The sequence below is a fragment of the Candidatus Nanopelagicales bacterium genome (genome assembly GCA_028687755.1).
Taxonomy (GTDB): Bacteria; Actinomycetota; Actinomycetes; order S36-B12; family S36-B12; genus UBA11398.
Window position 1 is genome coordinate 282236 of record JAQTZL010000001.1, and the last position, 19981, is coordinate 302216.

The 19981-nt window shown below is 53.7% G+C and carries 22 protein-coding genes and 1 riboswitch; of the genes, 5 read left to right on the plus strand and 17 right to left on the minus strand.

Annotation, left to right across the window (positions count from 1 at the left end; genetic code table 11):
- Positions 1 to 9: 9 nt before the first annotated feature.
- Positions 10 to 282: a hypothetical protein gene (locus PHN51_01540; GenBank protein ID MDD2817462.1), complete on the minus strand. Its 273-nt coding sequence runs from the start codon at positions 280 to 282 to the stop codon at positions 10 to 12.
- Positions 283 to 402: 120 nt separating this feature from the next.
- Between PHN51_01540 and PHN51_01545 the strand changes: the two genes are divergently transcribed.
- Positions 403 to 1461, plus strand: a complete 1059-nt coding sequence (locus tag PHN51_01545) for a DUF3048 domain-containing protein (protein ID MDD2817463.1) — start codon at positions 403 to 405, stop codon at positions 1459 to 1461.
- A gap of 7 nt (positions 1462 to 1468) precedes the next feature.
- Here the strand turns inward: PHN51_01545 and PHN51_01550 are convergent, their stop codons facing one another.
- On the minus strand, positions 1469 to 3040 hold the full coding sequence (locus tag PHN51_01550) for an MFS transporter (protein MDD2817464.1): 1572 nt from the start codon (positions 3038 to 3040) through the stop codon (positions 1469 to 1471).
- The gene (locus tag PHN51_01555) at positions 3037 to 5355 is read right to left on the minus strand and encodes an MMPL family transporter (GenBank protein ID MDD2817465.1); all 2319 of its coding nucleotides are present in this window, start codon (positions 5353 to 5355) and stop codon (positions 3037 to 3039) included. The genes PHN51_01550 and PHN51_01555 overlap by 4 nt, the downstream gene beginning before the upstream one ends.
- Before the next feature lie 165 nt (positions 5356 to 5520).
- A riboswitch (SAM riboswitch) is annotated at positions 5521 to 5606 on the plus strand.
- A 93-nt stretch (positions 5607 to 5699) separates the two neighbouring features.
- Between PHN51_01555 and PHN51_01560 the strand changes: the two genes are divergently transcribed.
- On the plus strand, positions 5700 to 6335 hold the full coding sequence (locus tag PHN51_01560) for a peroxiredoxin (GenBank protein MDD2817466.1): 636 nt from the start codon (positions 5700 to 5702) through the stop codon (positions 6333 to 6335).
- Positions 6336 to 6398: 63 nt separating this feature from the next.
- On the opposite strand, the gene PHN51_01565 is transcribed toward PHN51_01560, so the two are convergent.
- The 3 genes from PHN51_01565 to PHN51_01575 form a co-directional block, all read right to left on the minus strand.
- A complete protein-coding gene (locus PHN51_01565; GenBank protein MDD2817467.1) occupies positions 6399 to 6950 on the minus strand; it encodes a regulatory protein RecX in 552 nt (183 codons plus the stop codon).
- Positions 6951 to 6956: 6 nt separating this feature from the next.
- Positions 6957 to 8006 carry a recombinase RecA gene (recA, locus tag PHN51_01570; GenBank protein MDD2817468.1) on the minus strand — a complete coding sequence of 350 codons (1050 nt, stop codon included), beginning with the start codon at positions 8004 to 8006 and terminating at the stop codon, positions 6957 to 6959.
- A gap of 184 nt (positions 8007 to 8190) precedes the next feature.
- On the minus strand, positions 8191 to 8436 hold the full coding sequence (locus PHN51_01575) for a hypothetical protein (protein MDD2817469.1): 246 nt from the start codon (positions 8434 to 8436) through the stop codon (positions 8191 to 8193).
- 73 nt (positions 8437 to 8509) lie between these two features.
- On the opposite strand from PHN51_01575, the gene argG reads away from it, so the two are divergent.
- Positions 8510 to 9931 carry an argininosuccinate synthase gene (gene argG, locus PHN51_01580; protein ID MDD2817470.1) on the plus strand — a complete coding sequence of 474 codons (1422 nt, stop codon included), beginning with the start codon at positions 8510 to 8512 and terminating at the stop codon, positions 9929 to 9931.
- Here argG and PHN51_01585 read toward each other — a convergent pair.
- The 10 genes from PHN51_01585 to PHN51_01630 all read right to left on the minus strand — a co-directional run bounded on the left by PHN51_01585 (position 9928) and on the right by PHN51_01630 (position 17310).
- The gene (locus PHN51_01585) at positions 9928 to 10647 is read right to left on the minus strand and encodes a sulfotransferase (protein ID MDD2817471.1); all 720 of its coding nucleotides are present in this window, start codon (positions 10645 to 10647) and stop codon (positions 9928 to 9930) included. The two genes, argG and PHN51_01585, sit on opposite strands and share 4 nt — an antisense overlap.
- A 41-nt stretch (positions 10648 to 10688) precedes the next feature.
- Complete coding sequence (locus PHN51_01590; GenBank protein ID MDD2817472.1) at positions 10689 to 10946, minus strand: hypothetical protein; 258 nt, start codon at positions 10944 to 10946, stop codon at positions 10689 to 10691.
- Positions 10947 to 10967: 21 nt separating this feature from the next.
- Positions 10968 to 11300, minus strand: a complete 333-nt coding sequence (locus PHN51_01595) for a DUF393 domain-containing protein (GenBank protein MDD2817473.1) — start codon at positions 11298 to 11300, stop codon at positions 10968 to 10970.
- Positions 11301 to 11303: 3 nt separating this feature from the next.
- Positions 11304 to 11495 carry a DUF3046 domain-containing protein gene (locus PHN51_01600; protein MDD2817474.1) on the minus strand — a complete coding sequence of 64 codons (192 nt, stop codon included), beginning with the start codon at positions 11493 to 11495 and terminating at the stop codon, positions 11304 to 11306.
- Positions 11496 to 11500: 5 nt separating this feature from the next.
- Positions 11501 to 11788 (minus strand): helix-turn-helix transcriptional regulator, encoded by a 288-nt coding sequence (locus PHN51_01605; protein MDD2817475.1) that lies wholly within the window; start codon positions 11786 to 11788, stop codon positions 11501 to 11503.
- A gap of 104 nt (positions 11789 to 11892) precedes the next feature.
- The gene (locus PHN51_01610) at positions 11893 to 12360 is read right to left on the minus strand and encodes a nicotinamide-nucleotide amidohydrolase family protein (GenBank protein MDD2817476.1); all 468 of its coding nucleotides are present in this window, start codon (positions 12358 to 12360) and stop codon (positions 11893 to 11895) included.
- A gap of 3 nt (positions 12361 to 12363) precedes the next feature.
- Entirely contained in the window at positions 12364 to 12957 is a 594-nt protein-coding gene (pgsA, locus tag PHN51_01615) for a CDP-diacylglycerol--glycerol-3-phosphate 3-phosphatidyltransferase (GenBank protein MDD2817477.1), read from the minus strand.
- Complete coding sequence (rimO, locus tag PHN51_01620) at positions 12954 to 14354, minus strand: 30S ribosomal protein S12 methylthiotransferase RimO (protein MDD2817478.1); 1401 nt, start codon at positions 14352 to 14354, stop codon at positions 12954 to 12956. The genes pgsA and rimO overlap by 4 nt, the downstream gene beginning before the upstream one ends.
- Before the next feature lie 31 nt (positions 14355 to 14385).
- The gene (locus PHN51_01625; GenBank protein ID MDD2817479.1) at positions 14386 to 14637 is read right to left on the minus strand and encodes a helix-turn-helix domain-containing protein; all 252 of its coding nucleotides are present in this window, start codon (positions 14635 to 14637) and stop codon (positions 14386 to 14388) included.
- Positions 14638 to 14757: 120 nt separating this feature from the next.
- Complete coding sequence (locus tag PHN51_01630; protein MDD2817480.1) at positions 14758 to 17310, minus strand: DNA translocase FtsK 4TM domain-containing protein; 2553 nt, start codon at positions 17308 to 17310, stop codon at positions 14758 to 14760.
- A gap of 176 nt (positions 17311 to 17486) precedes the next feature.
- On the opposite strand from PHN51_01630, the gene PHN51_01635 reads away from it, so the two are divergent.
- Positions 17487 to 17738 carry a type II toxin-antitoxin system Phd/YefM family antitoxin gene (locus PHN51_01635; GenBank protein ID MDD2817481.1) on the plus strand — a complete coding sequence of 84 codons (252 nt, stop codon included), beginning with the start codon at positions 17487 to 17489 and terminating at the stop codon, positions 17736 to 17738.
- Positions 17735 to 18007: a type II toxin-antitoxin system RelE/ParE family toxin gene (locus tag PHN51_01640; GenBank protein MDD2817482.1), complete on the plus strand. Its 273-nt coding sequence runs from the start codon at positions 17735 to 17737 to the stop codon at positions 18005 to 18007. The genes PHN51_01635 and PHN51_01640 overlap by 4 nt, the downstream gene beginning before the upstream one ends.
- Here PHN51_01640 and PHN51_01645 read toward each other — a convergent pair whose 3' ends face one another.
- Positions 18008 to 19975 (minus strand): hypothetical protein, encoded by a 1968-nt coding sequence (locus PHN51_01645; GenBank protein ID MDD2817483.1) that lies wholly within the window; start codon positions 19973 to 19975, stop codon positions 18008 to 18010.
- Positions 19976 to 19981 lie beyond the last annotated feature (6 nt).

Sequence of the window (19981 nt, forward strand, 5' to 3'; positions counted from 1 at the left end):
AGAGTGGGGTTAGCCCTTACTCGCCTTGGTTGTGGCATGCACGACGGCACTCTTCTTGGCGGTCGAAGTGTTGGACTTCTTGGTGTACGTCACCGCCTTGACTGATCCAGCACTTGCCGACGCACCTCCACCAGCGGCAACGGTGGAGGCACTATCTGCCGTCCGAGTAGCAATGAGCCCACCAATACCGAAGAAGACTCCTGCTGCCAATACCGACGACATCACCTTTTGCTTGGTGGAGGTTGGTCGATTGATCTGGGCTTGGTTCCGGTTCGTGTTCATGCAGATAACACTGCTCGGGAGGTATTCGTGCTCGATTCGGCTGAGGTAAGGCTGGGGTTAAGTCTTCTCACACCCTGTCGGTCCCTTCATTGCAGGACTTCGTGACGTACCGTGGAATACATGCGCTTCCTCAAAACCCTGCTCATTGCCGGTACGGCAACCACGCTTGCTGCCTGCAGCGCGGCGTCAAGTGCTCCTGTGAACGGATCCACTGATCAATCAGTTCAGGCTCAGGCCATTGAGGTGTTTTCACCCTTGACTGGACTTCCAGAAAGCGCACCCACGCCTGTACTCATCGTGAAAATGGATAACACCCGCAATGCGCAACCACACACGGGGCTCAAGGATGCAGATGTGGTGTACCTCGAAGAGGTCGAATACGGCATCACGCGCATTGCAGCAGTGTTTTCCAGTGTGATTCCCGACCGCATTGGGCCTACTCGCTCAGCTCGGATCACCGATATTGATCTCACTGCTCAATACGGCACGCCAGCCTTTTCTTTCTCAGGTGTCCAACGCAAAATGTGGCCAGCCATTGATGCGTCAACAGTGATCGACGTTTCGCCAAATAAATACGCCTCTGCGTATTTCCGCGATCACTCACGCCGCGTGCCATACAACCTTTTCCTCAATGGCCCCAAGGTTTTAGCTTGGGCTGCAGATAAGGGTGTCGCAACTGACAGGAACATTGGTTTCGTTTTTTCCAGCGACATTCCTGGCAATGGAACAACCAATACGGGTGCAAAAATGAAATGGGGTGGCGCATCCGCTGAATTTACGTACGACCCAGCTTCAGGGCTCTATAACGTTTCATTGAATGGTATCCCTGCAACAGCCAGCGAAACCGGTGCAAATCAACAAGCTGCAACCGTGGTGATTCAAAACGTTGTCCAGACGCAATCAAAGTATTGGGATAAAGGCGGCGGCAATACTCCACATGCAGCAACAATCGGTAATGGAACAGCAACCGTGCTGCGCGACGGAAAGTCATACAACGTCACTTGGAATCGACCATCGGCCGACGCGGGAACAACTTTCACGATGGCTGATGGCTCACCAATGCCATTTAAGCCTGGTCAGCAATGGGTTGTGCTGTTGAACACCAAGACGCCAGCAACCTTGTATCCACAACCTTCACCGGCACCGTCTTTGGCGTCCAAAGCTCCGGCTGCAATTTAGCCAGCGTTTAGGTAGTTGCCGCAATTTTCTCGTAGTACTCGTTTTCTGCTGACTTCTTAGGGAAGAGCGCGACAACTAGTGCAAGGCCAACAATGCTCAGTATGAGAGCAACACCCATCGCTGCAGTTTTTCCATCGGTGAAAGCTTCTGAGGCTGCCGTTAAAATTTGCTGGCCAATGTTAGGTGGGTATTGCGCTGCCACATGGGCGGCATCACCAAAAGATGCGGTCAATGAATTGGCAATATCTGAATTGACTTGATCTGCTTGATTTGCCGGTAGCCCTTGAATGCTTTCACTCATTTTGTTCACGTACACGCCAGCTAAAATTCCGCCAAGCAATGCTTGAAGTACTGCCCCACCGAAATCTCGCGTGAGATCAAGAAATGCAGAGCCCATACCTGAATGGCTTTGTGGAACTGATGACATCAACGCACGCGAAGCCGGTGTTGCTGCCATGCCCACGCCTGCACCGACAAAGCCATACGCCAAGAGAATCCACGTGAGGTTTGCGCCTTGTTTCCAGGTCAGCATCATGATCGCAAACGCAATTGCAACCAGCCCAAGGCCGATACTCAGGGTGTCACGTGATCCGCGCGAGATCACAAATTTGCCAGCGATTTGGCCACCTACTGCGGCGAACACTGCTGAAGGAACCGCAACTGCGGCTGCGGAGAGAGTGTCGTACCCCAAAACATCCTGTGTGAACTGCTGACCAATAAACATTGCACCGATCAATGCACCAAACGTGATCGCGCCAGCAACGAAGGCAACCCAGAAGGTGCGAGCTTTCGCAAGTGGTAGGTCAACGAGTGGACGCGGTGCTCGCTTTTGGCGCCAAAAGAATCCCACCATTGCCAAGAGAGTTACTGCTGCACTGATGAGCCAGGTCGTGTCGAAGCCATCATGAAATGACTGAATGATGATGACTAAGCCACCCACACCCACAATCGAAAGAATGCCACCGAGATGGTCAACTGGTGCCTTCTCAGTCGCCACATGACTTGGGATCACGATGATGCCAATGATCAATGCAACAACAACTAATGGAATTGAAATCAGGAACACTGATCCCCACCAGTACGACTCCAACAGGAATCCACCCAGCAAAGGCCCAAGCGCCGCAAATCCAGCCCCCAAGCCAGACCACATTGCAATGGCCTTCACCTTGGCATTGCCGCGATACAAGGTGGAGATCAGCGAAAGCGTCGTCGGAAACAACAATGCTGCGGCGAAGCCCGAAGTTAGTCGAGCAAAGGCCAAGAACTCAGCATTCGGAGCCCACGCTGACATGCATGCCGTCGGAATCGTCAGCACCGCACCAATAATGAACAGCATCTTTCGGCCGTATCGATCACCGATCGCGCCCAGATACAACACAGTTGAGGCAAGGCCCAAGGCGAACGCTTCCGCGATCATGTTGAGCTGATCTTGACTTGCGCCTAACTCTGAACCGATCGTTGGTAACGCAACGTTGGCAATCGACAGATTGATATTGGCAACGATGGCACCAACGATCAGCGCGAGAAGAACAAATGCACTGCGTGGTGGAGTGTCAGATTTACTGACCGGTGAACTCATGCCTTGGAGGCTACTACCGACTCATCGTCAGTGATCTCATCTTCGCCTGGCTCAATTTGCACCGTAGGAAGAATGCGATCCAGCCAACCTGGCAACCACCAGTTTGCCTTGCCAAGAATTGACATGATCGACGGAATGAAGATCAATCGAATGATGAAGGCATCGATGATGACAGCTGATGCAAGTGAGACACCGAACAACTTGATCATCGAGTTCTTATCCGGAACGAAGGCCAAGAAAACGCTCGCCATGATCGCTGCTGCAATCACTACAACGCGACCCGAACCTGCAAGGCCACGTCGTACCGAAGCAGCGTTATCGCCGGTACGAGCCCACTCTTCTTGCATACGTGAAACCAAGAAGACCTGGTAGTCCATGGAAAGACCGAACAGGATTGCGAACACCATGATTGGCAAGAACGGGAAGATTGGCCCGGTGCCTGAAAGCCCGATGAGATCAGCAAACCAACCCCATTGGAACACCGCAACGGTAATACCCGTTGCCGCAGCAAAGCTGAGCAGACTTGTGATTGCCGCAGTGAGTGGAACCACAATGGAATGGAACAGCAATACCAGTGCCAAGAATCCAAGACCGACCACTACGAGCAAGAACAGCGGTAATGCCTTTGTCATAACCGAAGTGAAGTCACTGATGATTGCTTGCTGACCACCGACATACAACTTTGCGCCAGTTTGCGCAGTGATCGCAGGGTTGACATTTTCACGCAAGTTCGTGAGCAGCTCATCGGTTGCTTCATCTTGTGGTGCAGATGCAGGCGTCACCATGATCGTGCCGATAGTGCCGTCAGATCCAAACGCACTTGGGTTTGCCAGCACGATTGGTAGGGCTGCACTACTTGGCAGGGTTGAAGCAACTCCTGGGCTTGCTTCAATCGCCTTGACTGCAGCAGCGTAAGCAGCCACGTCGTTTGGCTTTGGAAGTTCAACAGCGACGAAGAACGGACCATTGACACCCGGGCCAAAGCCTTCAGCCATGAGGTCATAGGCCGTGCGCAGCGGCGTTCCCTCTGCCTTACCTGAATCGTCTGCAAAGCCAAGGCGAAGTGACAGCAATGGAATTGCCAACACGATTACCACTGCGATGGACAGAAGTGCCGGAATGATCGGCTTGCGCTGAAGGATTCGGCCATAGTGCGCCCATGCTTTGCCCTCAGGGTGAACTTCGCCAGCCTTCTTACCCCAAGGCAGACGAAGTGCCAGTGCTTTTGTGCCCATCAAGCTGAGCAGTGCCGGCAAGAACCACAGTGCTGAAAGCATCACAAACACAACAGTCACGATTGAGGCAACCGCAAGACCATCAAAGAAGTTGATACGCATGATGAACAAGCCCAGCAACGCGATGATCACGGTGCTGCCAGCGAACAACACTGCACGGCCTGCGGTTTCCACCGCCTCCATCGCAGCGGCCTTTGGATCATGACCGGCAAGAATGGCCTGGCGGTAACGATTGATGACGAAGAGCGAGTAGTCGATACCTACGCCAAGGCCAATCATTGCTGCGAGAGTTGGAGCGAAGGTTGCCACGTCAAGGAAGTTCGCGGCGATGAGCACACCCATTTGGCCCATGGCCAAACCAAGGATTGCTGCAACGATTGGCAAACCAGCGGCAACCAGAGAACCAAAGGCGATCAACAAGATCACGATGGCAACAAGCAGACCTACAAGTTCGCTACTTGGTGGCTCTTGGCCAGCGAATTCCAAGATTGAGCCGTTGTATGCAACGGTGACATTTGGTGAGTTTGCCTTATTGATGGCAGCAACGATTGCCTTGGCGTCAAGCGAATCAACTGATGATCCGTCGCCCGCAAACGTGATGTTGGCGTAGGCGACCTTGCCATCTTTGCTGATTGGCGCAGATGCGGCCATGAATGACTGCAACGCTGCCTTTTGTTCAGCACTCATCTGCGCGAGCTGCGCCTGGGTTGGTGCGGCCTGTTGCGCTGGGCAATCGCTTCCGCTGCTACCAAGAATTGAGGTGATGCAAGCAATGGACTTGTTCTTGGAAAGTTCGGTCAGCAGCGGCTGAACAACAGCCAACGATGCTGGGTCACTGGCTACACCGCTCTTGGGCGACCACACCACCTTGGCTCCGGCGTTGAATGAACCGCTGCCAGCGCCAGCTCCCTTGACTAGCAGATCCTGCGCTGTGGTGGATTCAGTATCAGGCAGTGAGAAGGAGTCATTGAGATTGCCACCCACACCCATACCTAGGCCAATGACCGCGATCAGTGCGACGAACCAAGCAATGAGGGCAACAACTGGGCGACGAACGGCCCACTTGGACAAACCAGGCACAGGGATCCCCTTATAAAAGTGATGTAAGCCCACCCTAAACCCTCAGTTCAGGCACCTCTGGCACCTGAACAGGTGTGACTGGTCTCAATCACAGGTCTTTTTGCAAATATTTCGCAGATACCCAAACCGCGTTTGTCGACCTGCTCGATAGGCAATAAGTTTTCACCTACATCCAGAGCGACTGAGAGATCTGGCTCAATGAAGTCGCAGCAACCCGGAACCTCGGGTGCTAATGCCAGAAGCGATGTGGAGGAAAGCACTGTCGTAGCTGAATGTGGTTTGGGTTGTTCCACCCCCAAACCAACACAACAACCTCAAAGTCAATTATTCGAAAGGGAAACACCATGTCACTTCGTCTTGGAGATATCGCTCCTAACTTCACCGCCGAAACCACGGACGGCACCGTTACATTCCACGACTGGAAGAACGAGAGCTGGGCCATCCTGTTTAGCCACCCAGCCGACTACACCCCGGTATGCACCACCGAACTTGGCGCAACTTCAGCTCTTAAGGGCGAGTTCGACAAGCGCGGCGTCAAGGCCATCGCAATCTCGGTGGATCCAATCGAAGATCACCGCGGCTGGGCTGGCGACATCGGTGAAGTCACTGGGCACCCACTGAACTTCCCAATCATCGCTGATCCAAACAAGGAAGTTTCAATCGCTTACGACATGATCCACCCAGGCGAAGGCGACACTTCAACAGTTCGCTCAGTCTTCATCATCGATCCAAGCAACAAGGTTCGCTTGACCCTCACCTACCCAAAGAGTGTCGGCCGTAACTTCAACGAGATCCTTCGCGTGGTTGATGCACTGCAGCTCACCGACAAGGCTCCAGTTGCTACCCCAGTGAACTGGGTACCAGGCGATCGCGTCATCGTTCCACCAACCGTGTCAACTGCTGACGCCATCGCTAAGTACGGCGACCAGGTCGAGGTTGTGAAGGACTACCTGCGTTACATCCCACAGCCAACGGTGTAATCGCAAAGAAGTAAAGCCCCCAGCCGCGATCCGGTTAGGGGCTTTACTTATGTCTGGGTTGCGTTACATCGACTCTTGGATCGGTAACTCAGCAATCACTTCGCGCACCACACTGGAGGCCACTGCCCCGCTGTAACCACGACGCATCAATAAATTCATCACCCGACGTTGCTGAGTGGCAGCGTCATAGCGAGCAAGGCTTGGCAACTTTTTTTCCACGAGTACACGTGCGCGTTCATATTCATCTTCACTGGTGATGTCTTCAAGGGCAGCAACGATTTCATCATCAGGCACACCCTTGCGCCGCAATTCTTGACGCAGTACCGGCTTTGCGGTGCCACGTGAACGTTGACGGGACGCTACAAACATTTCTGCGTATTGCGCGTCGTTAATCAAACCCAATTCAGTGAATCGATCAAGGACAGCGTTGGCGGCTTCTTCGGGAATCTCGCGCGCAATCAGATCGTCATAAAGATCTTTACGGGTACGCGCCATGGCATTCAAGCGACGCAGCACGACTGTGCGCGCGACTGAATACGGATCAGCCTCTTCTTGTACATCAGCGAGCGAACCCGGTGTGGGTTCGCTCGCTGATGAGGGGAACTTGCGTGCCATGAACGCTTACGCGTCGATTGGCTTTGGTTCTACCAGCTCAACTTCAATTGGTGCATCGATGTTCGCACCAATTCCAAGCTCAGCCTTCAAACGACGTTCGATTTCATTGCAGAGGTCTGCGTTATCAAGAAGGAAGGTTCGTGCATTTTCCTTACCTTGGCCGAGCTGATCACCTTCATAGGTGTACCAAGCACCAGACTTCTTCACGATGCCCTTTTCCACACCCATGTCGATGAGTGAGCCTTCACGTGAAATACCAACGCCGTAAAGAATATCGAACTCTGCTTGCTTGAATGGTGGAGCAACCTTGTTCTTCACAACCTTGACGCGAGTGCGGTTACCGACTGCTTCGGTACCACCCTTCAACGTTTCAATGCGGCGAATGTCCAAGCGCACTGATGCGTAGAACTTCAGCGCCTTGCCACCAGTGGTGACTTCTGGTGAACCGAACATCACGCCGATCTTTTCGCGCAACTGGTTGATGAAGATCATCGTGGTGTTGGTGTTGCTCAGTGCGCCCGCCATTTTGCGCAGCGCCTGGCTCATCAAACGTGCCTGAAGACCAACGTGGCTGTCGCCCATTTCGCCTTCAATTTCTGCACGCGGCACAAGGGCAGCTACAGAGTCGATCACGATGAGATCGATAGCACCGGAGCGCACCAAGGTGTCTGCAATTTCCAAGCCCTGCTCGCCAGTGTCTGGCTGAGAGACATAAAGACTGTCGAGGTCAATGCCCAGGCTCTTTGCGTACTCAGGATCAAGGGCGTGCTCAGCGTCGATGATGGCTGCGATGCCGCCAGCTGCTTGAACATTGGCGATGGCGTGCAGAGCCAAGGTGGTCTTACCTGAAGATTCTGGGCCGTAGATCTCGATGATGCGGCCACGTGGGTAGCCACCAATGCCAAGGGCTAAGTCAAGGGCGATTGAGCCGGATGGGATCACATCGATGGGTTCGCGGCCTTCGTCTCCGAGGCGCATAAGTGAGCCCTTGCCAAATTGACGCTCAATTTGTGCGAGTGCTGTTTCGAGTGACTTCTCACGGTCGTTCGCGGCCATGTCTTACTCCCTTGTCTGGTGTTCGTCGGTTCGGTTGAACCTAGGGCGACCCTCTGACAGTTCGACATGATCTCGCTTGGGCAGCTGCGCTGCTGTGGATCGAAACCCGTTGACCTGACGGGAGTGAAACTACATCGAACACCTGTTCGAATGGAAGCGACACGCCGCACTTCCCAAACGGGAGCTACTTGCGAGCTGGGCCTTCCCCTTTGGCCGGTGAATATGCCGTCCAAGCTGCCAACATCAATACGCCGCCAAGGATCCACATCAGCCAGATGGGCCAGAAATTATTCTCATCGGCGCCTACTGCGTACCAAATGCCGATCGCTGCCGCCCAGATCACCAAAATCGCGATTCCTAGCGGCTTAATTAGGCGCTGGGCCTTGGCTTTGACCTCTGGGGAGACGCGCAGTTCTTGGTTATTGGCCACGTGGGAAGTCTATGCATCCGTGAGGGTCTGTCACTGAACGTCACCCATGAGGGCGACCACTAAGTTTGTCCCCATGTCCAAGGTCCTCACCTCGCTTCCTGTCGGAGAACGTGTCGGTATTGCCTTCTCAGGAGGGCTCGACACGTCAATTGCGGTCGCTTGGATGCGCGAAAAAGGTGCAGTCCCCTTCACCTACACCGCAGACCTAGGCCAGCCCGATGAGCCAGAGATCGAGACCGTGCCGGGCCGAGCCATGGCCTACGGCGCTGAAGGCGCACGCTTAGTTGATTGCCGCACCGCTCTCGTAGAAGAAGGGCTCGCTGCCCTTGCCTGCGGTGCTTTCCATATCCGCTCCGGTGGTCGTCAGTACTTCAACACCACTCCCCTTGGCCGCGCGGTCACGGGCACCTTGCTTGTGCGCGCGATGCAAGACGACAACGTTTCTATCTGGGGCGATGGTTCCACCTACAAAGGCAATGACATCGAACGGTTCTACCGTTACGGCCTACTTGCGAACCCATCACTGCGCATCTATAAGCCATGGCTTGACGAAGATTTTGTGAATGAACTCGGTGGCCGCAAGGAAATGTCTGAGTGGATGAACTCACGCAACCTTGAATACCGCGCAAGTGTGGAAAAGGCGTACTCAACAGATGCAAATATCTGGGGCGCAACCCACGAGGCCAAAGATCTTGAACACCTTGATGTGTCAATGGAAATCGTTGAACCAATCATGGGCGTGCGCTTTTGGGATCAAAGTGTTGCAATCGAACAAGAAGACATCACGATCACGTTTGCGCAAGGTCGCCCAGTTGCGATTAATGGTCAGAGCTTTAGCGATGCTGTTGCACTGGTTCTCGAAGCCAATGCCATTGGCGGACGTCACGGTTTAGGCATGGCTGACCAAATTGAAAACCGCATCATCGAAGCCAAGAGCCGCGGCATTTACGAAGCCCCAGGTATGGCGTTGCTGTTCATTGCGTATGAGCGTTTGCTCAGCGCCATTCACAACGAAGACACCGTTGCGAACTATCACGCTGAAGGTCGCCGACTTGGCCGCTTACTTTATGAAGGTCGCTGGTTGGACCCACAAGCAATGATGCTGCGTGAATCACTACAGCGTTGGGTTGCTTCAGCTGTCACTGGTTCAGTCACCATTCGCCTTCGTCGTGGTGACGACTACACGATTGTCAAGACTGAAGGTCCGAACTTCAGTTACCACCCAGACAAGCTTTCAATGGAGCGCACTGAAGACGCTGCCTTTGGTCCACTTGATCGCATTGGCCAATTGACCATGCGTAACTTGGATATTGCTGACACCCGAGCCAAGTTGGAAATGTATGCAGCTCAGGGTCAACTCCTTGAGATTCACACCAACCTCGTTGGTGAACTCACTCCTGGCGGCGCGGCTGCGATTGCTTCAGCAGAGGATGAATCAAATCCTGCTGCTGAAAGTTCACTTGATCGTGCAGCCATGGAAGCCGGAACCGACTAGTTCGTTTCTTCGCTTTCCTGAGCATGCGGGCCGTGGTCTAACTTCACCGCAAGGGCTTCTTTGACGCCTGCATCATTACTTGGCAACTGCAGTGCCGCGAACGCCTTAATAAGTGCATCAGGGTTTTCCTGCCAGTCTTCATAGTTCAACAGATGCGCTTGCTGCGTGCCAAGGATTGTGTTCAAGTCATGTGTTGCTTCAACAAGCCAATCCCGTGACTGTGTTAACGCAGCAATCGGATCTTCGTGGTTAGGCCACCAGCCACTGCGAGCTGCAGCTTCAGGTTCACGCACATTGAGGATGTAGGTAATTCCAGGAAAGAGTTTGTTTAAGAACAGCAGATAGGAAAGCATCACTTCATAACTTTCAAAGTGACCTGGCTCGTACCGCACTTCCTTGAAACCAATAACCGACGTATCTTTCTTCGGCTGCAGCACATGCTCAATTACATGCCGGCGCTGATCGTCGAGAATGGCTTGCGGATTGATGCTCGCTGAACCAAACCAAGGATGTCGCGGGCGCTTGGCGTGATGGCGATCAGCAGTTTCTGCTATCGCTTGCACGTAGGTTTCAAGGCCGCGCAACGCTGAGTAGTTTTCGCCCCGCACGAGTACGCCCGGAAGAGTGTTCAGCGCTGCCTGCAATGCGGTGCTACCGGTTCGCCCATAGGTCACCACTGTGAGATACCTCAAAGGTTGCTGGCGCTTACCGAACATGGGATCAGCCTAGGCGTAAGGCGCCAGATGCCGGCTCAGTGCTAGTCCAGATCCAATTCGTACGCCCGCATTGCTGAGAATTTTGCCCACGCATCTAACTCAGGATCACTATCGCCACCGCGTTGTGACAAGGTTCTGATCTCTTCCACACACTTGAGTCGATGTATTTCACGTCGCAACGCGCCAATGACAAATGATTGACGGTCGCTAGCAACTCCTTGGACCACAAACGAATCCATCTGGCGCACCAGCGACTCCGGTATTTGCACTTCAGTAAAAGTGTCCACGGATGTAAGCATGCCAAAACACTTTCCACATGACTAGATCCGAATCCGCCCACGATTCGCAGCGACGATTCGATAGCCAACTTCAGCCAGACTGCGGATCACTGGCCACTGCATCACAATTCCCGCGCTGCGCCATGGCTGACCACAGGCCTGCAGACACTTGGCGATAGCAGCTCCCCCAGATGCATGTTCATCACCATCAACCCACTGCACACGTTGCTGGCATTGGTTTGCCGTCACGCCCATTGATTCCAGATCAGCGACTTGCCAGGCAATGATCTGCAGATCCTGTCGGGCATGATCACGCAACCACGTTGCTCGTCTTCGACAAAACCCACACTCACCGTCAAAAATTAGCGTGGGCATGGGTTAACGCAATATGGATGGAACTTCGGTGCTGACGCACACAGCACGCCAGATTTCTTTGGTTTCCACACCCTTGTCGATGGCTTGCAGCACAGTGCAACCAACAGTGGGAAGAACAAAATCACGAGCCCAAGACCGTGCATACACAGGGCCAAAGACCTCGTCCATGCGTTCCCAGAAATCAGTGAGGCGCATGAGCCTTAGACAGGCACAGCGATTTTTGCAGCTCGATCAAAATCGAGCTTCATTGGATTTTCAGCCTCAACAATGTGAGCAGTCACCGAAGTGAGTACGTCAGCAATTGAGATCTCCAATGCGCCACAGATTGCTCCAAGGAGCTCACTTGAGGCTTCTTTTTGCCCGCGTTCTACCTCTGAGAGGTAACCCAAAGACACTGCTGCTGCGGCTGATACATCGCGAAGAGTGCGGCCCTGATCTTGACGGCGGCGGCGCAACTCATCCCCAATGACTTCGCGTAGGACGATCATGTTGCTCCTTTCGCACAATGATGAGGGCTTCTGATTAGCACTCAACCTTGCTGACTGCTAAGTCTAACGCACACCCCTGACCAGTTATTCCCGAATGGTTGCTTTTAACTTTGGGCAGCCAACAACTCAAGGGCTAGGGCAATGACTCCGCTGGCCGCCATATCCCGGATATAGCCCCGATCCCCTTGTAGATGGGCGTATTTAGTCAATGTGGTGTTGCTTGGCGCATGGTGAACCGCCAACCAAAAGGAGCCAGGCGGTTGATCGTCGAGTGAGTCAGGCCCAGCCACCCCTGTGGTGGCCAAACCTAAGTCAGCTCCCAAGACTCGCGTTGCCCCGATAGCCATTTGAGTGACCACGGCTTCGCTGACCACGTGATCAAGGATTGATGCATCAAGACCAAGCACCGAGTGCTTCACATCGGTGGCATAGGCCACCACGCCTCCGCGCAACACGGCCGACGCTCCGGGCACTTCAGCGAGCTTGGAGACTGCCAATCCGGCGGTCAGCGACTCTGCGGTCCCAATCGTGATGCCACGCGATTTACACAGCGCAATGAGATCTGACTGCATGGGCTAACCAATCGAGGTTCGACGAAGCTTCACGGCACGCATGATGTAGTCAAAGCCTGTAATGATGGTCAGCAGTACCGCAATTGCCATCACACCTTCAGCGACGTTGCTCCACCAATCAAGATTGGCTGGAACATAGAGATACATGCTGATCGCAATCACCTGAGCAAGGGTTTTAGCCTTACCGCCACGTGATGCAGGAATCACACCATGCTTGATCACCCACATGCGCAAGAAGGTCACGCCAAGTTCGCGAACCAGAATCACAATGGTGATCCACCAGGCAAGGTCGTCAAGCAATGACAAACCGATAAGTGCAGTTCCGATTAATGCCTTGTCAGCTATTGGATCCGCGAGTTTGCCAAATGAAGTGATCTCCCCGCGTTTGCGTGCAATCGCGCCATCCATTAAGTCGGTAAATGCAGCAACGAGAAACACCACAGTTGCCCATGCGCGCGCATCTCGAGTGTCAATGGCCATCAACCAGATTAAGACCGGAACTGCAACAAGACGCAGTGTGGTTAAGGCATTGGGAATATTGACGATTTTGTCATTGGCAACAGGCAAGGTTGCTGGATCAACTGGCGCTGGCTTCATGCAAGCTCTGCAATCAAGTCAACACCGTCAACATCAACAACGACGGCGGTGACAACATCACCAATTGAAACTTCACCTTCTTCAACAGGAATGAAGGTTTCTGCATCGTCAGGGCCTTGATGACCAGCATGACCAACAGCAACAAGCCCGCCATTTTCATCTTCATCAAAGCGTTCGATGATGACCTGCACGGTGCTTTCGATGCGATCTTCAGCGCGCTGGGCCATTACTTCATCAGCCATGGCACTGATGTGCTCGACGCGCGCACGAATTACTTCAGCATCAATCTTGTCGCTCATGGTGAGAGCTTCAGTGCCATCTTCATCGCTGTAACCAAATACGCCAATGGCATCCAAACGAGCCTTCTGCAGGAACCGAGCAAGCTCTTCAACATCAGCTTCGGTTTCACCAGGGAAACCAACGATCACGTTGCTGCGAATACCCGCCTCTGGTTCAAGGTCACGAATACGCTCGATCAACCCCATGAAAGCTTCGGTACCACCGAAACGACGCATCCGACGCAACACACTTGCACTGGCGTGCTGGAAAGAAAGATCGAAGTACGGGGCAACCTGATCCGTTTCCGCCATCACTTCAATCAGACCTGGTCGAATTTCAGCTGGCTGCAAATAGGCCACACGCAAACGTGTGATGCCACTTTGCTCAGCTAGCTTTGGTAACACGGATTCCAGCATGCGCAGATCACCGAGATCCTTGCCGTACGAAGTTGAGTTCTCACTCACGAGCACCACTTCTTTGACACCGGTGCGCACGAGTTCACTGATTTCAGCAAGCACTTCCGAAGGAGTCCGCGAAACAAAGGATCCACGGAAAGTTGGAATAGCACAGAATGCACAGCGACGATCGCAACCAGAAGCTAACTTCACCGAAGCAACAGGGCCTTGCTCTAAACGCACGCGAGGCGCAGCAACATCGCCATGACCTGGAACATGAACATGTGAATCATCGCGATCAACAGGAGCGATCGGCAAAATCAGGCGACGATCAGATGGCGTATGCGCTTCGGGGCGTTCACCTTGCACGATGCGCAAGAGTCGATCAGCAATATCTGGGTAGTCATCAAAACCAAGAACAGCATCTGCTTCTGGTAACTCAGCAGCAAGGTCTTTGCCATAACGCTCAGACAAACAGCCCACTGCGACAACAGCTTGAGTTTTGCCAGATGCCTTGAGATCCGATGCCGCCAGGATCGCATCAATGGAATCCTTTTTCGCCACATCGACAAAGCCACAGGTATTGACCAGTACTGCGTCTGCCTGTTCAGCGTCGGTGACTAAATCCCAGCCTTCTGCAGCAAGCCGACCGGCAAGTTCTTCGGAGTCGACTTCATTGCGAGCGCAACCAAGAGTGACGATTGCTACTGAGGGGCGAGACACCCCAGAAGTCTAGTTGCCTTGTGGGGATTCGTTAGTCCGTGCCATGCAAGCCAGCTTCAACCTCTAGCGAGAAAGCCGCTACCAGAGCATCAGGGTCAAGATTTAACACTGGCGCAAGTGCACGTAATTGACCTCGGGCGTAGACCAAACCGCCACAGTGACTGAAGTCGCCGGCCTCCATGGCCGACAGGATTGAAGCGCGCAATTTACTCTGAGCGGCCAGATCATCCAGGGATAAACCCGCGGCTACCCGTGCGTCGGAAAGGGTGGTACCGACGCTCATGCCAGACCCCTCTCACACGTGTAGTCGGACTGTACTCAGATCTACCGATTTGTAATAGAGGGACACCGCAAAATCATGAAAGTGTCCATGGATTCAAGGACACTTTCACATGAGTGGAAGTTATTCACCGCGCAGCATTGCGATGGTGCCAGGCAGATCATCAGGCTTCAGGAGTACTTCACGCGCCTTCGAACCTTCACTTGGCCCAACAATGCCGCGGGATTCCATCAGGTCCATCAAACGACCAGCCTTTGCAAAACCGATGCGCAACTTGCGCTGCAACATCGATGTCGAACCAAACTGCGTGGACACCACAAGTTCAACAGCCTGCAACAACTCATCAAGATCGTCGCCAATGTCCGCGTCAACTTCCTTCATCGCTGCAACAGGCGCGGTTACTTCGTCAATGAATTCAGCTTCACCCTGAGCCTTGCAGTGATTCACAATTGCGCGGATCTCAGCTTCTGAAACAAAGGCACCTTGAATACGCATGGATTTGCTTGCACCCATCGGCATAAACAATCCGTCACCTTGACCAACGAGCTTCTCAGCTCCTGGCTGATCAAGAATGACGCGTGAGTCAGTGACACTTGAGGTCGCGAAAGCTAGACGACTTGGCACGTTGGCCTTAATCAAACCGGTAACCACGTCAACACTTGGACGTTGCGTTGCAATGACCAAGTGAATACCTGCTGCACGAGCCAGCTGGGTGATACGCACGATTGAATCTTCAACATCGCGCGGCGCAACCATCATGAGGTCCGCAAGTTCGTCAACAACAACGAGCAAGTATGGATACGGAGCAAGATTGCGCTCACTACCTGCAGGCAAGGTGAGCTTGCCTGACTTCACTGCCTTGTTGAAGTCATCAATATGACGGAAACCAAAGTGGGAAAGGTCGTCATAACGACGATCCATTTCCTTCACTACCCAAGCAAGCGCATCTGCTGCCTTCTTCGGGTTGGTGATGATTGGCGTGATGAGGTGAGGAACACCTTCGTAGGCCGTGAGTTCCACACGCTTTGGGTCAACCAAGATCAGGCGAACCTCTTCAGGTGTTGCCCGCATCAGGATTGACGTGATCAGCGAGTTAATGCAGCTGGATTTACCAGCGCCGGTGGCGCCAGCAACCAAAATATGAGGCATCTTGGCCAAGTTGGCCACAACGTAGCCACCCTCAACATCCTTACCCAACGCAGAAATCATTGGGTGGGTGTCCCCTGTTGCTGCCTTGCTACGCAGGACATCGCCAAGGGCAACTAATTCACGATCGGTATTTGGAATTTCAATACCGATGGCCTTCTTACCTGGAATTGGGCTCAGAATGCGCACATCAGCACTGGCAACTGCATAAGCAATGTTCTTGCTGAGTGCCGTCACGCGTTCAACCTTGACTGAAGGTCCAAGCTCAATTTCATAACGAGTGACTGTTGGGCCTCGCATGAAGCCAGCAACCGTTGCGTCAATCCCGAATTGCTCGAGCACTTCAGTAAGTGCTGCAACAACTTGATCATTGGCTTTCGTTGCCGCCTTTGGCGCTGGGCCGTTCTTGAGCATGTTTGCTGGCGGTAGCACATATTTCGCCTTGCGTAGCTTCGCGCGAGGGATGGCGGGTGCTGCTTCAGCAACTGCAGCAGTAGCGTTGATCGCAATGGTTTCGTGACGAGCAGGGTGCGCATCAACAGGAATGGCTTGAGTTGAGTTGAAATCTGCATCGCTTGAAGTGCCTGAAGGCGCGATGCCTGACATCAACAATGCTGCCGGCCGGTGATCTTCTTCAATAACTGGCGCGATGAATGGCTCATCCCCCGCCAGCACTTCTGGGAACACATCGTCATCAAGTTCTACATATTCATCTTCGTAGTCTTGGTCGTAATCCAACTCGCCTTGTTCGCCGTCAACTTCTGAGCGATTCGTGAAACCGAGCACGAATCCCTTGGCACTTTGCAGGGATGTTCCCGTCACAACTAAGGCACCAAAAGCGATGAGCAAAACCAACACAATGCCGGTCACGATTGGACCAACAGCACTCACTAGCGGAGCGGTAAAGATCCAGCCAAAGAAACCTGAAGCCGTATCCATGGCGTTAGCGCCATCACTTGGACTTGGCGTTCCGTTCAGCAAATGCCACATGCCGACAAGCCCAATGGCTAGGGCTGACCCACCAATCAATACGCGACCAGGAATGAAGGCTTCATCAGGGTGACGCAGGGTGCGCCAAGCTATGACGGCCAACACAATCGGCACGAAGATTGCAAGAACACCAAAGAGTGAGTGACTGATCATCGACAGGGCTGACACGAACCACGCGTCAACGCCAAACCACACGCCAGCAACCAAAGCCACTGTGGTGGCAAGCAAGGCAAGGGCCAGACCGTCGCGACGCTCATGCGCCTCAAGGTCGCGGGCACCTGAGCCAAAGCTTCGAGCCAAATGACCAATGCCGGTGGCAACGCCCAGCCATAGACCGCGCAGCATGCGACCAAACCACATGACAACACGGACCAATGGGCCAGGTTGTAATGGTTTGGACGGTCGTTTGGCTGCGGCCGGCTTTTTGGCAGGCTTTTTTGCAGGGGCAGGTTTGCGAGCAGCGCTCTTTTTCGCGCTGCCACGTGGGGAAGATCCGCTTGCCGCACGCGAACGTGCTGGGGCGGACGTACGTGACGCCATGGCGCGACCATAGCGAGGAAACCTCATAGATCCCGGTAGCCACACTCGCAACTTCTGCCCCACACTCTGTGGATAACTAGCCCAGCGCCCCTCGAAAAGTCAGCGCGACTTGATACACCTCAGCCATGAATATTCAGGCCCTTGCCCATCCACATCTTGAATTGTACGATTCGTACATGAAGAAAATACCCATCAGCGAAGCACGAGAGGGCCTCGCCGAGGTCATTGAAGGCGCTCACCGAAGCGGTGAACCGGTGTACCTGACCAAACGCGGGCGAACAATTGCAGTGGTCTTGGACCCCGAGGTCTATGAACGCCTTCTCGAAACTGCCGAAGATGTCCTGGATCGAGCTGAGCTCGCCCTTGCCAGAGAAGCATCCGACTTCGTGCCGTGGGAGCAGGTAAAAGCAGACCTTGGGTTGATGTGATTGAGCCTCACACAGTTCAGCTCACTCGTAAGGCTGAACGGTCCTTACGATCTCTAGAGCGAACCGATCAACAACGCATACGTGCCGCTATCGAATTACTCTCGGACAATCCTCGCCCGCCTCATTGCATTGCACTCACGGGTGAGAATGGCGTTTACCGAGTCCGCGTTGGAGATTTTCGAATCTTGTACGAAGTTCTTGATGAACAACTCATCATTCTCGTCATCCGCATCGGACATCGTCGAGATGTCTATCGCTCTTTGACGTAGTTAGAGCTCCCGAGGATCCAGATACACATGCACCGCACCGAGCGCTGCCTTGGCACTTCTAGCCGCAGTAATCGCATGTAAAGCAGCCGCTAATTGCGCTCCATCTTGGCGATTCACCAGCACAATCGCTTTGCCGTCCGTTGGTCCTAAAACCCGAACATCAATGCTTTTTTCTAATGAAGTGATCACTTCGATCAGATCATTGTGCTCACCCTTGAGTACTGCTGCTCGTGATTCAGGAGGCAACCCCGTTGCCTTGCGATCAGCAAGCTCACGCATGGCAAACCAGCCAGCGTCCCAACGCACGAGCGCTTGCACTGACGTCAACGCATGATCAGCCGTAAGCACGACATGTGCTTTTGGTCGTGCAAGTAACGCAGCCGCAAACCAACGGCGCACTGCCTCTTCGCTCGCCCGCAATCCAGTGCGCATCAACTGGCCGCGAGCATCAAGGAGCACGATTGCTGCATAGCCATCTGCTGCAATTGGTTCAACCCCCGGAGTTGCCACGACCAGTGCAGGTGTTGCATCGACCTCGCGATGAATGTTGTCTCCTGAAGACCAAATGATGGGCGTGCCAGGAAAGGCTCGACCAAATTCTTCCGCAGTTCGCTCAACCCCTGTTGCTACTGCTCTGAACTTGGTGCTCTTGCAATTCGTGCACGACCAGTTACCAACGAGTGCTCCACACCACATGCATTGCGGCACTGCATTATTGGACTTAATGGAGAGCGGGCCACCGCACGCACATAACGCTGGTTCGCGACATTGCTGACAGGACAGCAACGGCAAGTAACCCTTGCGCGGCACTTGGATCAACACGGGCCCCGTGCGCAACCCCTCCTTGGCAACAGCCCAGGCAGTATGCGGAATACGTGCGGACGCTGCAGCTGGATCGCGTGCAAGATCTTCGGTTTCCAAGGCGCGAATCACCGGCGCATGAGCGCGCAACCAATCACGTTCAGGCTCAAGGGCTGTTGCCCAACCACTTTCAATCCAACTTTGGGTTTCCACGCTGCGTGAAGGCCCACCAACAAGAAGCGCACAACCTTCAAGTTGCGAACGCAACGCCGCAACATCACGCACATTCCAATACGGCGCTTGCGGTTCCCAACAGGCATCATCAGCGTCGTCCCACACGATCACGAGTTGCAGATCTTTCACTGGCGCAAACACTGCGTTACGTGTGCCAATCACCACGCGTGCTTCACCACGCAACACAGAAAGGAATTCTCGATACCGGCGCTCTGGGCCAAGTTCTGCACTTAAGAGTGCTCGAGTGTCTTTCAGGTCATTCGTGGCGCTCACAAGTTGCTGCACATCCCAGGCATCAGGAACTATTACGAGCACGCCACCTGTTTCTTGTGAAAGTACTGCGCGGATTAATGCAACAACGTCTGAGGTCCACGATTGAGCTGGCGCACTCCCCCAAACTCCGCGCACATGCACTAGGCGACCTTCACTTGCGCGTTGTAACAACGCACGACCATGCACATATCGATCCCACGATGCCCAGTTTTCTTCAGTGAGTTCGGTGGTGATTGGCGTTCGTGTTAAAGGCGCACTTTCAGCTCGAGCATGTCTTGGCGGCACGGCTGAACGAAATACATCACTAAAGGTTCCCGCGAAACGCTCTGCTGTTGCTGTGACGAGTGCTGTAGTTGCTGGCGTGAGGATTGGCTCTGGCCCAAGCACCCGCTCTAATGGGCGCAGACTCTTGGCTTCACTTTCAGCAATGCGTCCAACGACCACACCATTGATCAAGCGACCAGCAAAGCGCACACGCACCCGCACGCCTGATTGCACCTGCTCATCAAGGGCAGCAGGAATCGAATAATCGAAAATGCGATCAAGATGCGGCAATGGTGCATCAATGCGCACCTGTGCAACAGGGTTTACTTCAGCAAGAGACGCAGCCTTGCGCACCGGTTTGGTGCGCTTGGGCAGAAACTCAAGCTGATCACTCACGCGAAC

Excerpts from the sequence above, each read along its gene's own strand:
- PHN51_01540 (MDD2817462.1), bottom strand. The coding sequence starts at position 282 with ATGAACACGAACCGGAACCAAGCCCAGATCAATCGACCAACCTCCACC.
- PHN51_01565 (MDD2817467.1), bottom strand. The coding sequence starts at position 6,950 with ATGGCACGCAAGTTCCCCTCATCAGCGAGCGAACCCACACCGGGTTCG.
- argG (MDD2817470.1), top strand. The coding sequence starts at position 8,510 with ATGTCCAAGGTCCTCACCTCGCTTCCTGTCGGAGAACGTGTCGGTATT.
- PHN51_01545 (MDD2817463.1), top strand. The coding sequence starts at position 403 with ATGCGCTTCCTCAAAACCCTGCTCATTGCCGGTACGGCAACCACGCTT.
- PHN51_01605 (MDD2817475.1), bottom strand. The coding sequence starts at position 11,788 with ATGATCGTCCTACGCGAAGTCATTGGGGATGAGTTGCGCCGCCGCCGT.
- PHN51_01600 (MDD2817474.1), bottom strand. The coding sequence starts at position 11,495 with ATGCGCCTCACTGATTTCTGGGAACGCATGGACGAGGTCTTTGGCCCT.
- PHN51_01550 (MDD2817464.1), bottom strand. The coding sequence starts at position 3,040 with ATGAGTTCACCGGTCAGTAAATCTGACACTCCACCACGCAGTGCATTT.
- PHN51_01625 (MDD2817479.1), bottom strand. The coding sequence starts at position 14,637 with ATGAGCGTCGGTACCACCCTTTCCGACGCACGGGTAGCCGCGGGTTTA.
- recA (MDD2817468.1), bottom strand. The coding sequence starts at position 8,006 with ATGGCCGCGAACGACCGTGAGAAGTCACTCGAAACAGCACTCGCACAA.
- pgsA (MDD2817477.1), bottom strand. The coding sequence starts at position 12,957 with ATGAAGCCAGCGCCAGTTGATCCAGCAACCTTGCCTGTTGCCAATGAC.
- PHN51_01610 (MDD2817476.1), bottom strand. The coding sequence starts at position 12,360 with ATGCAGTCAGATCTCATTGCGCTGTGTAAATCGCGTGGCATCACGATT.
- PHN51_01595 (MDD2817473.1), bottom strand. The coding sequence starts at position 11,300 with ATGCCCACGCTAATTTTTGACGGTGAGTGTGGGTTTTGTCGAAGACGA.
- PHN51_01560 (MDD2817466.1), top strand. The coding sequence starts at position 5,700 with ATGTCACTTCGTCTTGGAGATATCGCTCCTAACTTCACCGCCGAAACC.
- PHN51_01630 (MDD2817480.1), bottom strand. The coding sequence starts at position 17,310 with ATGGCGTCACGTACGTCCGCCCCAGCACGTTCGCGTGCGGCAAGCGGA.
- PHN51_01585 (MDD2817471.1), bottom strand. The coding sequence starts at position 10,647 with ATGTTCGGTAAGCGCCAGCAACCTTTGAGGTATCTCACAGTGGTGACC.
- PHN51_01635 (MDD2817481.1), top strand. The coding sequence starts at position 17,487 with ATGAAGAAAATACCCATCAGCGAAGCACGAGAGGGCCTCGCCGAGGTC.
- PHN51_01590 (MDD2817472.1), bottom strand. The coding sequence starts at position 10,946 with ATGCTTACATCCGTGGACACTTTTACTGAAGTGCAAATACCGGAGTCG.